The 13,907-nt window shown below is 55.2% G+C and carries 12 protein-coding genes, 3 tRNA genes and 1 pseudogene; 9 read left to right on the top strand and 7 right to left on the bottom strand.

All coding sequences use genetic code 11. The annotated features are described in order from the left end of the window. Positions 1-31 precede the first annotated feature (31 nt). Positions 32-1,237 carry a purine nucleoside transporter PunC gene (gene punC / locus AC2AXP_RS05670; RefSeq protein WP_484381468.1) on the top strand — a complete coding sequence of 402 codons (1,206 nt, stop codon included), beginning with the start codon at positions 32-34 and terminating at the stop codon, positions 1,235-1,237. Between the two features lie 344 nt (positions 1,238-1,581). After that, positions 1,582-2,733, top strand: a complete 1,152-nt coding sequence (cfa, locus tag AC2AXP_RS05665) for a cyclopropane fatty acyl phospholipid synthase (protein WP_004963524.1) — start codon at positions 1,582-1,584, stop codon at positions 2,731-2,733. A gap of 87 nt (positions 2,734-2,820) precedes the next feature. Here cfa and AC2AXP_RS05660 read toward each other — a convergent pair whose 3' ends face one another. Both AC2AXP_RS05660 and AC2AXP_RS05655 read right to left on the bottom strand, forming a co-directional pair. After that, the gene (locus AC2AXP_RS05660) at positions 2,821-3,120 is read right to left on the bottom strand and encodes an I78 family peptidase inhibitor (RefSeq protein ID WP_039992150.1); all 300 of its coding nucleotides are present in this window, start codon (positions 3,118-3,120) and stop codon (positions 2,821-2,823) included. Between the two features lie 46 nt (positions 3,121-3,166). Continuing rightward, positions 3,167-3,817, bottom strand: a complete 651-nt coding sequence (locus tag AC2AXP_RS05655) for a riboflavin synthase (protein ID WP_004963529.1) — start codon at positions 3,815-3,817, stop codon at positions 3,167-3,169. Positions 3,818-4,108: 291 nt separating this feature from the next. Here AC2AXP_RS05655 and AC2AXP_RS05650 point away from each other — a divergent pair, with 291 nt between their 5' ends. From AC2AXP_RS05650 to AC2AXP_RS05620, 7 genes are all read left to right on the top strand, one after another. Then, positions 4,109-5,482 carry an MATE family efflux transporter gene (locus AC2AXP_RS05650; protein ID WP_004963533.1) on the top strand — a complete coding sequence of 458 codons (1,374 nt, stop codon included), beginning with the start codon at positions 4,109-4,111 and terminating at the stop codon, positions 5,480-5,482. Between the two features lie 189 nt (positions 5,483-5,671). After that, positions 5,672-5,748: transfer RNA gene (locus tag AC2AXP_RS05645), tRNA-Val, on the top strand. 20 nt (positions 5,749-5,768) lie between these two features. After that, a tRNA-Val gene (locus tag AC2AXP_RS05640) sits at positions 5,769-5,845 on the top strand. A 19-nt stretch (positions 5,846-5,864) separates the two neighbouring features. Then, positions 5,865-5,941, top strand: a tRNA-Val gene (locus AC2AXP_RS05635). Between the two features lie 147 nt (positions 5,942-6,088). After that, entirely contained in the window at positions 6,089-6,403 is a 315-nt protein-coding gene (locus tag AC2AXP_RS05630; RefSeq protein WP_004963536.1) for a cupin domain-containing protein, read from the top strand. A gap of 394 nt (positions 6,404-6,797) precedes the next feature. After that, positions 6,798-8,210 (top strand): pyruvate kinase PykF, encoded by a 1,413-nt coding sequence (gene pykF, locus AC2AXP_RS05625; RefSeq protein WP_004963541.1) that lies wholly within the window; start codon positions 6,798-6,800, stop codon positions 8,208-8,210. A gap of 306 nt (positions 8,211-8,516) precedes the next feature. Beyond that, entirely contained in the window at positions 8,517-8,753 is a 237-nt protein-coding gene (locus AC2AXP_RS05620; RefSeq protein WP_004943717.1) for a major outer membrane lipoprotein, read from the top strand. A gap of 271 nt (positions 8,754-9,024) precedes the next feature. On the opposite strand, the pseudogene AC2AXP_RS05615 reads toward AC2AXP_RS05620, so the two are convergent. The 5 genes and pseudogenes from AC2AXP_RS05615 to sufC all read right to left on the bottom strand — a co-directional run. Continuing rightward, positions 9,025-9,945 (bottom strand): annotated as a pseudogene (locus AC2AXP_RS05615) (L,D-transpeptidase family protein); the annotation flags it as partial. Between the two features lie 280 nt (positions 9,946-10,225). Further along, on the bottom strand, positions 10,226-10,642 hold the full coding sequence (gene sufE, locus AC2AXP_RS05610) for a cysteine desulfuration protein SufE (protein WP_198773156.1): 417 nt from the start codon (positions 10,640-10,642) through the stop codon (positions 10,226-10,228). 32 nt (positions 10,643-10,674) lie between these two features. Continuing rightward, entirely contained in the window at positions 10,675-11,895 is a 1,221-nt protein-coding gene (sufS, locus tag AC2AXP_RS05605; RefSeq protein ID WP_004963550.1) for a cysteine desulfurase SufS, read from the bottom strand. Continuing rightward, a complete protein-coding gene (gene sufD / locus AC2AXP_RS05600) occupies positions 11,892-13,178 on the bottom strand; it encodes a Fe-S cluster assembly protein SufD (RefSeq protein ID WP_198773157.1) in 1,287 nt (428 codons plus the stop codon). The genes sufS and sufD overlap by 4 nt, the downstream gene beginning before the upstream one ends. Next, entirely contained in the window at positions 13,153-13,899 is a 747-nt protein-coding gene (gene sufC / locus AC2AXP_RS05595; RefSeq protein ID WP_004963556.1) for a Fe-S cluster assembly ATPase SufC, read from the bottom strand. Before sufC ends, sufD begins: the two co-directional genes overlap by 26 nt. Positions 13,900-13,907 lie beyond the last annotated feature (8 nt).

Here is a 13,907-nt window from a genome sequence, read left to right as displayed (position 1 = left end):
AACCTGCACAACAGCATCAACGAGAAATACCATGCGAAACTTTGGATTTATGTTTTACCTCGCCGGGCTGAGCATGCTCGGCTACCTGGCCACCGATATGTACCTGCCCGCCTTTGGCGCCATGCAGCAAGAATTGCAGATTTCTGCCGGCGCCATCAGCGCCAGCCTCAGTATCTTCCTGGCCGGTTTTGCCTTTGCTCAATTACTCTGGGGGCCACTCTCCGATCGTCTCGGCCGCAAGCCGGTATTGCTGATGGGACTGGCGCTATTTGGCATCGGCTGTCTGGGCATGCTGTGGGCCGATAACGCGATGCAACTGTGGTCATTGCGCTTTATTCAGGCGATCGGCGTCTGTTCCGCTGCGGTCACCTGGCAGGCGATCGTTATCGATCGCTATCGCGAGGGCGCCGCCCATCGCGTGTTCGCTACCATCATGCCGCTGGTGGCGCTGTCGCCAGCGCTGGCGCCGTTGCTCGGAGCCTGGCTGCTGAATCACATGGGCTGGCGCGCCATTTTTGCCGTGCTGCTGGCGATCAGCGCCCTGCTGCTGTTGCCAACGCTGCTGCTCAAAGACAGTTCGCGCCTTGCGCCGGCCGCCGCCAACAACAACGGTATCGGCTTCCTGCAACTGCTGAAGTCGCCGGTGTTTGGCGGTAACGTCATGGTGTTCGCCGCCTGTTCAGCCGGCTTCTTTGCCTGGCTGACCGGCTCGCCATTTATTCTTGGCAACATGGGCTACAGCCCTAATGACATCGGTCTGAGCTACGTGCCGCAGACCCTGGCCTTCCTGCTCGGCGGCTTCGGTTGCCGCACCGCGCTAAACCGCATTAACGGCAACACCTTGCTGCCATGGCTGCTGATAGCGTATGGCATCAGTATGGTGGCGTTGTATCTGGTCGCCACCCTGACCACGCCGACCTTGACCACCCTGCTGATTCCGTTCTGCCTGATGGCATTGGTCAACGGCGCTGTCTACCCGATCGTGGTGGCCAATGCGTTGACGCCGTTCCCGGAAAGCACCGGTAAAGCGGCAGCACTGCAAAACACCTTGCAACTGGGTTTATGCTTTGTTGCCAGTATGCTGGTGTCGGCATTTATCGCACAACCGCTATTGGCGACGGTAACGGTGATGGTGTCTACCGTGGTCTTGGCTGCGATAGGCTATCTGATACAGCGTGGCAAAACGGTCGAGCAACCGCAGTCAACGCCGCGTGAACATGCTAACTCCGCGTCATAATTGCCTTTGGCAATAGTCACTTAAAGAATATTTTTGCCGAGTGCGATTTACAGTTGAGTAAGCGCCTCGGCAAGCCTATACTCAAAAAATAACCTTTAAAAATACCATAGCTAAAAGCGTTTTATTACACGTACTTGTTGTGTACGCGTATGGCGTCACAGTTTATTTTTTGATGAGTTGCCCCACGCCGTTTGGTATCAGGGTTCTCTTGGAATTTTCCTCTGTTCATGTCGGATATCAAACCTTGCGGTGAAATTTGTCGTAGGGATACGTATATGCCCGCAGAAATTGGCTAAGCTTTTTCCCAACGGGCCATAAGTCAGAAGAAAGGTGATGGAGAAGCTATGAGTTCATCGTGTATAGAAGATCTGAGCATCCAGGATAACCAATGGTATCGTATTGCCCATGAAATGCTCAGCATGGCGGGGATTGAAATAAACGGCTCCCGTCCTTTCGATATTCAGGTTAAAAACCCCGAGTTTTTTAAGCGCGTCCTGCAGGAAGGTTCACTGGGGCTGGGTGAAAGTTATATGGACGGCTGGTGGGAATGCGAACGGCTGGACTGTTTCTTTCACCGCGTGGTTGCCGCCGGTCTGGAAAAGAAACTCCCCCACCATTTTAAAGACACGCTGCGCATTGCCGCTGCACGGCTGACCAATCTGCAATCCAAAAAACGTGCCTGGATTGTCGGCAAGGAACATTACGATCTGGGTAATGATCTATTTACCCTGATGCTTGATCCCTATATGCAATATTCCTGCGGCTACTGGAAAGACGCGGCGACGCTCGAACAGGCGCAGGAAGGCAAATTGCGTATTATCTGCGAAAAGCTGCAATTGCAGCCGGGCATGCGCCTGCTGGATATCGGCTGCGGCTGGGGCGGTCTGTCCGCCTTTGCCGCCAAGCACTACGGCGTCTCGGTAGTGGGTGTGACCATTTCCGCCGAACAGCAAAAACTGGCTCAGGCGCGCTGTGAAGGGCTGGACGTGCAGATCCTGCTGCAAGACTATCGGGATCTCGATCAGCAATTTGATCGCATCGCCTCGGTTGGTATGTTTGAACACGTCGGGCCTAAAAATTACCGCACCTATTTCGAGGTGGTCGAGCGCAATTTAAAACCGAACGGGCTATTCCTGCTGCATACCATCGGGTCGAATCGTACGGATATGAATGTTGACCCCTGGATCAACAAATATATCTTCCCGAACGGTTGCCTGCCGTCAGTCAAACATATTGCGCAGGCCAGCGAAGGTCATTTCGTGATGGAAGACTGGCACAATTTTGGCGCCGATTACGATCGTACCCTGATGGCATGGCATGAGCGCTTTAAACAGGCCTGGCCACAGTTGGCCGAACGTTATTCCGAGCGCTTCGAACGCATGTTCAGCTATTATCTCAACGCCTGCGCCGGGGCGTTCCGCGCGCGGGATATCCAGCTTTGGCAGGTTGTTTTCAGCCCGCAAGGCGTTGAAGGCGGAATACGCGTACCGCGTTAACCCTGCCGCCAATCCTCCGCGCATAAAAATGCCGGTCAGACATCGCTGACCGGCATCGCCAATTAACCGCAGATTATCATGGCGGTATCAGCCGCAATAAACCCGAATAATCTTGTCATCCTGATCCGCCAGGAAATTAAGCCGACTCAGATTGAAATCCATGGTGACGGCAGCATTGTAAGGTATGGTACGCACCTGGCGCGCGTCGATCTGCACCCCATCCAGCGAAGAGAGCGGTTTACCCACGTAGTTCTGGTACTGCGCAGCGCCACAGGTATCATCTGCCGTATTCTCCGACGGCGAAGCCGCGCTATTTTCTGACGTGCTGCTACAGGCAGCCAGCGCCATCAGCGCCGCCAACATCAACGTTTTCCGATAAAACTTCACGTTTTTGCTCCTCTGGTTTTGGGTATTTATTGTTACGCCAGCCCGATCAAGGCTTCGGCGCCAGCTCGGTCGCCACCGCCATTGCGGCCTCGCGACTGGCCAGCACACGCTCGACGGTATCGACCACCGCCTGCGTTTGCGGATCGATTTCGATATTCACCTTGTCGCCCAGGCGTTTCTTGCCAAGCGTGGTGCGATCGAGGGTTTCGGGGATCAGATGTACACAGAAACGGTTATTTACCACTTCGCCAATGGTCAGACTAATCCCGTCGATGCCAATGAAACCTTTATGCAGTACATATTTCATTAATTCGGCATCGGGCATACGCAACCACACCTGGCGGTTATTTTCCGAGGTATAGATCTTGGCAATCTCAGCGGTGCAAATAATATGGCCGGACATCAGATGCCCACCGATTTCATCGTTGAACTTCGCTGCCCGTTCGATGTTGACCACATCACCCAGCGCCAGATCACCCAGGTTGGTGAGGCGCAGGGTTTCCTTGATCAGATCAAAACTGACGCGATTGCCCTCCACGGCGGTCACCGTCAGGCAGCAACCGTTATGCGCCACCGACGCCCCCAGTTCCAGCCCCGGCAGCAACGCTTGCGGCATTTCAATCACATGGGTGCGGAAATTGGGCTTTTCTTCTATTGCGACGAGCGGCGCGGTGCCTTGTACAATACCGGTAAACATAGATGCCTCTTCAGTATATCCTCTCGATGCGCGGCAGAGCCGAACTGGCACAGCACAACGCAGCTTGAGTACAGATGTAAAACGCTTCGGGCAGTTTGCCCCAGATGTGGCAGAAAACCAAATCCGCAGCGGCAAAAAATCTATTGCTGCGCATTTAATAACTATTTGATCATGGCATTTGCTAAAGCGGCATCAGCAGGTACAATCATTTTGACCAAATTCCGCTATTTTTAATTGTTGTCCTTTCGCGGCAACCCTCCTTCATCGTTAAATAATCAAAAAGGTGTATGCGTGCAGAAGTACTTTATTGAAGCGCGTAGTTTATTGGCCCTCGCTATTCCGGTAATTATCGCGCAAATATCCCAGACGGCAATGGGCGTGGTAGATACCATTATGGCCGGTGCCTACAGCGCCACGGATATGGCCGCAGTCGCGGTTGGCACCTCGATCTGGCTACCGGCGATCCTGTTCGGTCATGGCCTGCTGCTGGCATTAACGCCGGTCATCGCCCAATTGAACGGTGCTGGCCGCCGCGACCGCATCGCACATCAGGTACGGCAAGGCTTCTGGCTGGCCTCCGGCGTTTCGCTGCTGATCATCGCGGTGCTGTACCACAGCAAGCATCTGATCGACATGATGCACAATATCGATCCGCAACTGGCCGATAAGGCCGTCGGTTATCTGCATGCCATCATGTGGGGCGCGCCGGGTTATCTGTTCTTCCAGGTGCTGCGTAACCAGTGCGAAGGTCTGTCAAAAACCAAACCGGGTATGGTAATTGGTTTTATCGGTTTGCTGGTGAATATTCCGATTAACTATATTTTCATCTACGGCAAGTTCGGTATGCCGGAATTGGGCGGCGTAGGCTGCGGTGTCGCTACCGGCAGCGTGTACTGGATCATGTTCCTGCTGATGCGCTGGTATGCGACCCGCGCGCCGTCGCAACGCGACATCAAACTGGCGGAAAATTATTCTCCGCCGGACTGGCCGGCGTTGAAACGCCTGATCGGCATCGGTATGCCTGTGGCGCTGGCGCTGTTCTTTGAAGTGACGCTGTTTGCCGTGGTAGCGCTATTGGTATCACCGCTCGGCATCGTCGCGGTTGCCGGTCACCAGATTGCCCTCAACTTCAGCGCGCTGATGTTCGTGATGCCGCTGTCGCTGGGGGTAGGCGCCACCATTCGCGTTGGTCACCGCCTGGGAGAAGGCAGCGTAGATGGCGCCCGCGTGGCGGCCTATGCGGCCATCGGCGTCGGCATTGCCATGGCCTGTTGCACCGCGCTGTTCACCGCAGCGCTGCGCGAGCCGATCGCTCTGCTGTATAACGACAACCCCGCCGTGGTGGCGATGGCGTCGCACCTGATGCTGTTGGCAGCCATTTACCAGATCTCCGACTCGATTCAGGTGATCGGTAGCGGCATTCTGCGCGGCTATAAAGATACCCGTTCGATTTTCTTTATCACTTTCATTGCCTATTGGGTGTTGGGTTTACCGAGCGGCTATCTGCTGGCGTTGACCGACGCCATCGTGCCGGCCATGGGGCCAAGCGGCTTCTGGATCGGTTTCATTATCGGACTGACGTTTGCCGCGGTGATGCTGGTCTGGCGCATGCGTTGGCTACAACGCCAGCCGGCGGCGCTGATCATGCAGCGGTCCAGCCGTTAACCGTCAACACCGGCCTGAAGCTTCAGGCCGGTGGCTTACTCATCCATTCTGCGGAAAAAACCGCCTTACTGCACATAAGCTCAGCAATCACGTGAAATAGCGGATAAATTTGCGTTTTTCCCCTTGCCAGCTTGCAGGTAGCTCGTTAATATTCGTCCCCGCTGTCAGCCATGACAGACAGGAAAAGATGCGTCCGTAGCTCAGTTGGTTAGAGCACCACCTTGACATGGTGGGGGTCGGTGGTTCGAGTCCACTCGGACGCACCAAATTCCTGTAGCAGTTCAGTGCGTCCGTAGCTCAGTTGGTTAGAGCACCACCTTGACATGGTGGGGGTCGGTGGTTCGAGTCCACTCGGACGCACCAAATTCTGTAGCAGCTCAGTGCGTCCGTAGCTCAGTTGGTTAGAGCACCACCTTGACATGGTGGGGGTCGGTGGTTCGAGTCCACTCGGACGCACCATATAACGCTGCACTCCACACCTTGCGCTACACCATCTAGTTTTGCTGAAACCACACGCCCTACGCTTTACCATCGCCGCCCATTTGCTTTGGAAGCGAGCCGTTCGATCGGCTATGATAAGCGCCAACGGGTTATAAGGATCGCCATATGTTGAAGTTTATCGCGGCAACGCCGTTTCACTCGCTGGATAATGGCCTTGCCCGCCGAGAAGGCAAAATGAGCGATGGCGCGGCCGCCGCCGAAGTACGCTATGACGCAGGCGCGTTCGGCCAATTGCAAAAACACCCCCATGGGCTGCAAACTCAAGTGCTGTCCGGCGAGTTTGAATTTACCGTCGGTAGCGACATTTTTGTGGCGATCGCCGGCGAATCCATCACCATCCCTGCCGAGGTGGCCAGTGGCTGTTTTTGCCTGACCGCCGGAACCCTGCTGGAAATCGCCCTCGCTCCACAGTCAAAATAGCGTTTTATTCACAGCGCATGGATTTGCGCAACAAACTGCCGCTCTAGATTTGCATTTGCGCCACATTTGCTGCTGTTTTGACTAAACCTGCGCCACGCATCGGTTTTTTATTTTGTTTCCGACGGCGATGGCTTTATAATGCGCAACGTCTTTCAGTTGAATGGTTTCAGCCCTTGATCTGCGAAAACGCAATAACAACAACGTCAATTCCCATCACTTTTCGCATCATTACCGTTCGCCGGTGCGGGCTGAATTTTTCCGCCCCATTTCTACTGTGGTCACCTATTCTTAACTATGTTTTCCAACGTCAGGTACGCGCCAGATCCCTTACCGGCGACTTAAACGCCGGTTTTATTCGCTTTCTTATCCATCACAACTTGTAGAAAAAACCGTCATGAAAAAGACCAAAATCGTTTGTACCATCGGTCCCAAAACCGAATCGGAAGAAATGCTGACCGACCTGCTGAACGCAGGCATGAACGTAATGCGCCTCAACTTCTCCCACGGCGATTACCAAGAGCACGGCAATCGCATCAAGAACATGCGTGCGGTGATGGCTAAAACCGGTAAAACCGCCGGCATTCTGCTTGATACCAAAGGCCCGGAAATCCGTACCATGAAGCTGGAAGGCGGCAAAGACGCCGCGCTGGTTGCCGGCCAGACGTTCACCTTTACCACCGACCAAAGCGTGATTGGCAACAATGAACGCGTCGCCGTGACTTACGCCGGCTTTGCCGCCGATCTTAAAATCGGCAATACCGTTCTGGTCGATGACGGCCTGATCGGCATGGAAGTCACCAACGTCAGCGAAAACGAAGTGGTTTGCAAGGTGCTGAACAACGGCGATCTGGGTGAAAACAAGGGCGTTAACCTGCCAGGCGTTTCCATCCAGCTGCCAGCACTGGCTGAAAAAGACAAGCGCGACCTGATCTTCGGTTGCGAACAGCGCGTCGATTTCGTTGCTGCCTCCTTTATTCGCAAGCGTTCAGACGTGCTGGAGATTCGTGAGCATCTGAAAGCCCACGGTGGCGAGCAGATTCAAATCATCTCCAAAATCGAAAACCAGGAAGGTCTGAACAACTTCGACGAAATCCTTGAAGCGTCGGACGGTATCATGGTAGCACGCGGCGATCTGGGCGTTGAAATTCCGGTGGAAGAAGTGATCTTTGCGCAAAAGATGATGATCGAAAAATGCAATCGCGCGCGCAAAGTGGTCATCACCGCCACCCAGATGCTCGATTCGATGATCAAAAACCCACGCCCTACCCGTGCGGAAGCCGGTGACGTGGCCAACGCCATTCTGGATGGTACCGACGCCGTGATGCTGTCCGGTGAAAGCGCCAAGGGTAAATACCCGCTGGAAGCGGTGAACATCATGGCCACCATCTGCGAGCGCACTGACCGCGTGATGCCAAGCCGTATCGACGGCCTGAACGACAACCGCAAACTGCGCATCACCGAAGCCGTATGCCGCGGCGCAGTTGAAACGGCTGAAAAACTGGATGCACCGCTGATCGTGGTTGCCACCAGCGGCGGCAAATCCGCCAAGTCGGTGCGTAAATACTTCCCGGACGCGAATATCCTGGCGTTGACCACCAATGAAGTCACGGCACACCAGCTGGTGCTCAGCAAAGGGGTTATCCCACAGCTTGTCAAAGAAATTGCCTCTACCGACGACTTCTACCGCATCGGTAAAGAAGCCGCATTGGCAAGCGGTTTAGCGCAGAAAGGCGATGTGGTCGTGATGGTATCCGGCGCATTAGTGCCAAGCGGCACCACCAATACCGCCTCGGTGCACGTGCTATAATTAAAAAGTGACAAAAATTTAATCAAAAAAACGTCGCCATGCGGCGTTTTTTTATTGCCAGTAAACTATTTTCGCAAAAACGCAACCACCACTAGACCATTATTTCGCCTATGGCAAATCGGAGCAGTCCGATGGAATCCGGCTGTTTTGCCTCGTTTTTTTAACTATTCTGTAAAACAAGATGCAAGTTTGAGCGAACGATCAAAATAAAGAGCTCTAACACAAAAAAATTATTCTCTTTCGAAAAAAGTTTGTGTAATACTTGTAACGCTACATGGAGATTAACTCAATCTAGAGGGTGTTATAATGAATCGTACTAAACTGGTACTGGGCGCAGTAATCCTGGGTTCCACTCTGCTGGCAGGCTGCTCTAGCAATGCTAAAATCGATCAACTGTCCTCTGACGTTCAGACTCTGAACGCTAAAGTTGATCAGCTGAGCAACGACGTGAACGCAATCCGTTCTGACGTTCAAGCAGCTAAAGACGACGCAGCACGTGCTAACCAGCGTCTGGACAACCAAGCTCACGCTTACAAAAAGTAAGTTAGCTTCGGTAATTAAAAACGGCGCACATTGTGCGCCGTTTTTTTTGTCTCAGATAATCCTCCCTTTTCCCCTCTACGCCAGCGCGACTACGCCACAGAATGGCGCCAAATCACAGCCATTAAAAAGCCCGGCGCATTGGCCAGGCTTGGGGTATCACCCGGTCAGGTTAGTTCGCCTGTGAAATCGGCGCGCCCTCGGTGGTCGTGGTCTTGCTCTTGTCGCCGCCAAACAGCCGCAGAGAAGGCAGAGCAACGTCAGAAGGGTTCTGCCCTACGCTGACCAGCACCGGCATGCCTGAACGCCGTGTGAGGGCGCTGTCGAACTCGGCCTTGTCGGTGGCCGCATCGTTAACGAACTTCTGCTGGCCTTTGGACAGGTGAATCGGCATGGTCTGCGGATCGTCACTCTCGACTTTCGACAGCGGTTGATGCACTTCAACATAACGCTTGCCGTCCGGTTCAACCGACACTTTCACCGGTTCGTTGATAATCTGCACTCGCGTCCCCTTAGGCACCATGTTGAACAGCGCTTCGATATCGTTCGGACGCAGGCGAATACAGCCGGAACTGACGCGCATGCCAATACCGAAGTTGGCGTTGGTGCCGTGAATCAGGTACTCGCCGTGCCCCATGGACAAACGCATGGCAAACAGGCCCATCGGGTTTTCCGGGCCGGCCGGCACCACACCCGGCAATGTCACGCCCTGCGCGGCATAGCGCTTGCGGATGTTGGCGGTTGGCGTCCAGGTCGGGTTCGGTATTTTCTGGCTGACAGAGGTGACCTTGAGCGGCGTATGCATGCCGGTCTGGCCAATACCGATCGGGTAGACGATCACTTTATTTTCGCCTTTCGGGTAATAGTACAGACGCAGTTCAGCCAGGTTCACCACAATCCCTTCGCGCGGCGTGTCCGGCAACAGCATCTGGGTTGGAATAGTCAGTACCGAGCCGGGTTTCGGCAGGTAAGGATCGGTGCCCGGATTGGCTTCCAGCATGCCCAACAGGCCGATTTGATAATCAGCGGCGATTGCCTCCAGCGAACGCCCATCGTTCGGCACGGTGTAAATGGTGTTTTCGCCAATCAGACGGCTATCAGCCGGTGGCAGCGGATATTCGGTCGCGCTGGCGGCTTGCGTGCCGGCCAGGACGGTGGCGAATAACACGCCCATTAAAGTCAACGCACGTTTCATGCTCTTCCCTTTTGTGTACGGTTCGGCCACAAGGCTATCTAGCGGTTGTCGGCAGGTAAATCAGACAATTACCCGTTTAATACTAGCAACTCTAGGTGCAAAGGCAATAAAGGGCATAAAATCAAGACGTTATAACGTTATCAACCGACAGGCGCCTCGCCGCGACAACAGCCGCTAACACATTGATATATCGATTTATTCGTCACGACATTTGGCCAGCAACGCTGATTGTAAAGACTCATTGACAAATGGCAGGTATCAATGAGTCGATTAAGCGGGGTTACAGCAACTGAGACGCTTTCAAGCGGATTGCGCGGATCATCGCTTCCAGACCTTGCGAACGCGAAGGGGTCAAATGCTGGCTGAGCGCCAGTTCAGCAAAGAAAGGCCGCACGTCGAGATCGACGATTTGCTGTGGCGTCAAATCACGATACAGGATGAAGACCACGGTCATCAGTCCCTTGACGATGGCGGCATCGCTGTCACCATGGAATTCAACCTGCCCTTGTGGATTCTGCCGCATCACGATCCACACCTGGCTCTGACAGCCTGAAATCAGGTTCTGCGGTTGACGCTCGGCGTCGTCAAGCGGCGGCAGGCGTCCCCCCAGTTCGATCACATACAGATACTTGTCTTCCCAATCCAGGCAACGCGAAAAATTGCGCACCAGTTTGTCTTTGTCCGGCAAATTTGCCATGAGGCTTCCTATAAAAGTTCCGCCGCGGGCTATCAGCCCAGCAGCTGCTGAATTCGCTGCAGACCGGCCACCAGTCGATCCACGTCTTCCCGGGTATTGTACAACGCCAGTGAAGCACGGCACATGCTCGGTACCTGATAAAATGCCATCAGCGGCATGGCGCAATGGTGACCAGTACGAATGGCGATACCGTAGCGATCGAGGAAGCTGCCCACATCATAGGCATGGTGCCGGCCGAGGTTGAAGGCAATTACCCCGGCGCGCTCACTCGGGCCGTAGATCTGCAGCTGTGGCACCTGTTGCAGCGCTTCCAGCGCGTAGTGCATCAGCGACTGCTCATATTCATGGATTCGGTCCAGCCCCAGTTGCGATACATAATCCAGCGCCGCGCCCAGCCCCATCATGCCAGCGGTGTTGGGTGAACCAGCTTCAAAACGCCACGGTGGCTCGGCGTAGGTGGTGCCGCTGGTCAGGCTAACCTGCTGGATCATCGAACCGCCGCCTTCCCACGGCGGCATCTGTTGCAACAGCGCCTGTTTGGCATACAACACGCCGATGCCGGTAGGGCCGTACAGCTTGTGTCCCGAGAAGACATAGAAGTCGCAGTCCAGCGCCTGCACGTCAAGCTGCTGATGCATCACCGCCTGAGCGCCGTCCACCAGCACCTTGACGCCGGCGGCATGTGCTTGCGCGATGATATCGCTTAGCGGGTTGACGGTGCCCAGTACGTTGGAAACATGCGTCAGCGCCAGCAGCCGAGTGGTACCGTCCAACAGCGCAGGCAACTGGTGGATATCCAGCGTGCCGTCCTGCTGCAATGGCCAGATGCGCAGCGTCAGCCCCCGCTCCTGCGCCAGCATCTGCCACGGCACGATGTTGGCATGGTGCTCCATCTCGCTAATGACGATGCTGTCGCCCGGCTGCAACAGATGGCGACCATAGCTGTTGGCCACCAGGTTGATACCTTCGGTGGTGCCTTTGACGAACACGACTTCTTCCGCCGAGGCGGCATTGATAAACTGTGCGACCTGGGCGCGCACCGCTTCCATCTGCTGCGTCGCTTCAGCGCTGAGCGTATGAATGCCGCGGTGTACTGCGGCATAGCCATGGCGATAGAAGTCGGCTTCACGTTCGATCACCACATTCGGTTTCTGCGCGCTGGCCGCGCTGTCGAGGTAAGCCAGCGGCTTGCCGTTGACCTCACGCGCCAAGAGCGGGAAATCACTGCGCACACGTTCTATTGGATAGCTCATGCTGCCTCCCGCGGCAAACGCCGGGTGATCTGCGCCAGCACCTGTTCACGAATGGCGTCGTCTTTAATGCCTTCAGTCAATTCGGCGGCAAAGGCGAAGATAATCATTTGCTGGGCGTCGTGCCGACTGATGCCGCGCGACTGCAGATAGAAGATCTGTTCCTGATCGATACGACCGACCGTTGCGCCGTGGCTGCATTTGACGTCATCGGCGTAGATTTCCAGCTGTGGTTTGGTATCCACTTCCGCCACGTTACCCAGCAACAGGTTATGGTTGGTCATCTGTCCGTCGGTTTTGATCGCGTGCTTCGCCACTTTGATCATGCCGTTGAACACCGCCTTGGCACGATCGCTGACCACCGTCTTATGCAACTGACGACTCTCGCAAAAGCCCTTGTTGTGCTCCAGATAGGTGCGCGTATCACACACCTCCTTGCCTATCGGCAAGATCAGGCTGTTGATCGCCAGGTTGCTGCCTTCGCCGTTAAGCTGGGCGCTGGTGTTGTGACGCGTCAGCCCGGCGCCAAGCAGGAAGCTGTCACTCTTCACCCGCGCGTCGCGGCCGATCACCAGATCGTTATGCGAGAAGTGGTAGCTCGGCTGGCTTTCAAACGCCAGTTTACTGTGCTGCAGTTCTGCGTTGTCGCCGACGTTGGCCGTCAGGCGTGCGCCAGTAAAATGGGCCCGTTCGTTCAGGCTGACGTAATGTTCGATAACGCTGGCCTGTGCGCCGCGTGCGATGTCCAGATGGTGGCGATGGTGAACGGTATTGATTTCCCCTGCTTCGCCGCGACCGCTGCTGATGTGCAGCAGATACAGCGGGCGTACGCCGACTTTACCGGCCGGCAAGCGAATCAGGCTGGTTTCCTGCGCCAGGCTTTCGGTCAGATGCAGGAAAATTTCCGGCTGAATCGGCTCCGGCAACGTCTGCGGGCTCGCATAACTCGCCACCTCAAACTGATAGTCGCCCAGATCGGCGTCACTCAGCTGCGCGCTGTAACGGCCGTCGACAAACACCAGGCGATAGGCATCAATGTCCAGCGCCAGCGCATCACGCTGCGCAGCGGTGATGTCGCTGACGATCGGAGCGACGAACTGCCGTTCGAGCAGCCCTTCCAGCGGCGTATACTTCCAGTTTTCATGCTTGCGCGTCGGCCAGCCCAGTCGTAACGCCTGCTGCCAGTGTGCCAGGGCATAGGCCGATTGTTCGCCGCCGTGCGCTTCAAACAGACTGTAGAGCGTTTGCAGTGCACGAGAATTATTGTTGGTCGGAAAGCCAGCCATAGCCCTGCTCCTCCAACTGTTTCACCAGAGAGAAATCACCAGATTTAACGATGCGCCCCTGAGAAAGTACGTGAACGTAGTCCGGTTTGATGTAATCCAGAATACGCTGATAGTGCGTCACGATGATAAACGCCCGTTTGCCGTCACGCAGCGAATTGACGCCGTTGGCGACGATTTTCAACGCGTCGATGTCCAGCCCGGAGTCGGTTTCATCCAGAATGCACAGATCCGGCTCCAACGCCGCCATTTGCAAAATGTCATTGCGTTTTTTCTCGCCGCCGGAAAACCCGACGTTGACCGAGCGCGTCAGCAGGTCGGCCGGCATATTCAGCAGTGCAATCTTCTCTTCGATAAAATCGGCAAAATCGAAACGGTCCAGCGGCTCCAGGCCCCGGTATTTGCGCACCGCGTTCACCGAGGTTTGCAGAAAGAAATGATTGCTGACGCCGGGGATCTCCACCGGGTACTGGAAGGCCAGAAACACGCCTTCACCGGCGCGATCTTCCGGATCCAGTGCCAGTAAATCCTTGCCTTTGAACATGACTTCGCCGGCGGTGACCTCGTATTCCTCGCGTCCCGCCAGCGTAGCAGAGAGCGTACTTTTGCCAGAGCCGTTTGGCCCCATGATGGCGTGAACCTCACCCGGCTTGATATCCAGGCTCAGACCCTTGAGGATCTCACTGCCTTCCGCGCTGACTTTCAACTCTTTGATACTTAACATGCTGTGTC

This window comes from Serratia sp. Sp408, assembly GCF_057180665.1.
The sequence above is the reverse complement of the archived record's forward strand: the minus strand, read 5'-3'. Positions and strand labels throughout refer to the sequence as shown.

What these genes read in the sequence shown, in the direction of transcription:
- sufS (WP_004963550.1), bottom strand. Translation starts at nt 11,895, where the DNA reads ATGAGCTATCCAATAGAACGTGTGCGCAGTGATTTCCCGCTCTTGGCG.
- punC (WP_484381468.1), top strand. Translation starts at nt 32, where the DNA reads ATGCGAAACTTTGGATTTATGTTTTACCTCGCCGGGCTGAGCATGCTC.
- cfa (WP_004963524.1), top strand. Translation starts at nt 1,582, where the DNA reads ATGAGTTCATCGTGTATAGAAGATCTGAGCATCCAGGATAACCAATGG.
- AC2AXP_RS05620 (WP_004943717.1), top strand. Translation starts at nt 8,517, where the DNA reads ATGAATCGTACTAAACTGGTACTGGGCGCAGTAATCCTGGGTTCCACT.
- sufC (WP_004963556.1), bottom strand. Translation starts at nt 13,899, where the DNA reads ATGTTAAGTATCAAAGAGTTGAAAGTCAGCGCGGAAGGCAGTGAGATC.
- sufD (WP_198773157.1), bottom strand. Translation starts at nt 13,178, where the DNA reads ATGGCTGGCTTTCCGACCAACAATAATTCTCGTGCACTGCAAACGCTC.
- pykF (WP_004963541.1), top strand. Translation starts at nt 6,798, where the DNA reads ATGAAAAAGACCAAAATCGTTTGTACCATCGGTCCCAAAACCGAATCG.
- AC2AXP_RS05630 (WP_004963536.1), top strand. Translation starts at nt 6,089, where the DNA reads ATGTTGAAGTTTATCGCGGCAACGCCGTTTCACTCGCTGGATAATGGC.
- sufE (WP_198773156.1), bottom strand. Translation starts at nt 10,642, where the DNA reads ATGGCAAATTTGCCGGACAAAGACAAACTGGTGCGCAATTTTTCGCGT.
- AC2AXP_RS05655 (WP_004963529.1), bottom strand. Translation starts at nt 3,817, where the DNA reads ATGTTTACCGGTATTGTACAAGGCACCGCGCCGCTCGTCGCAATAGAA.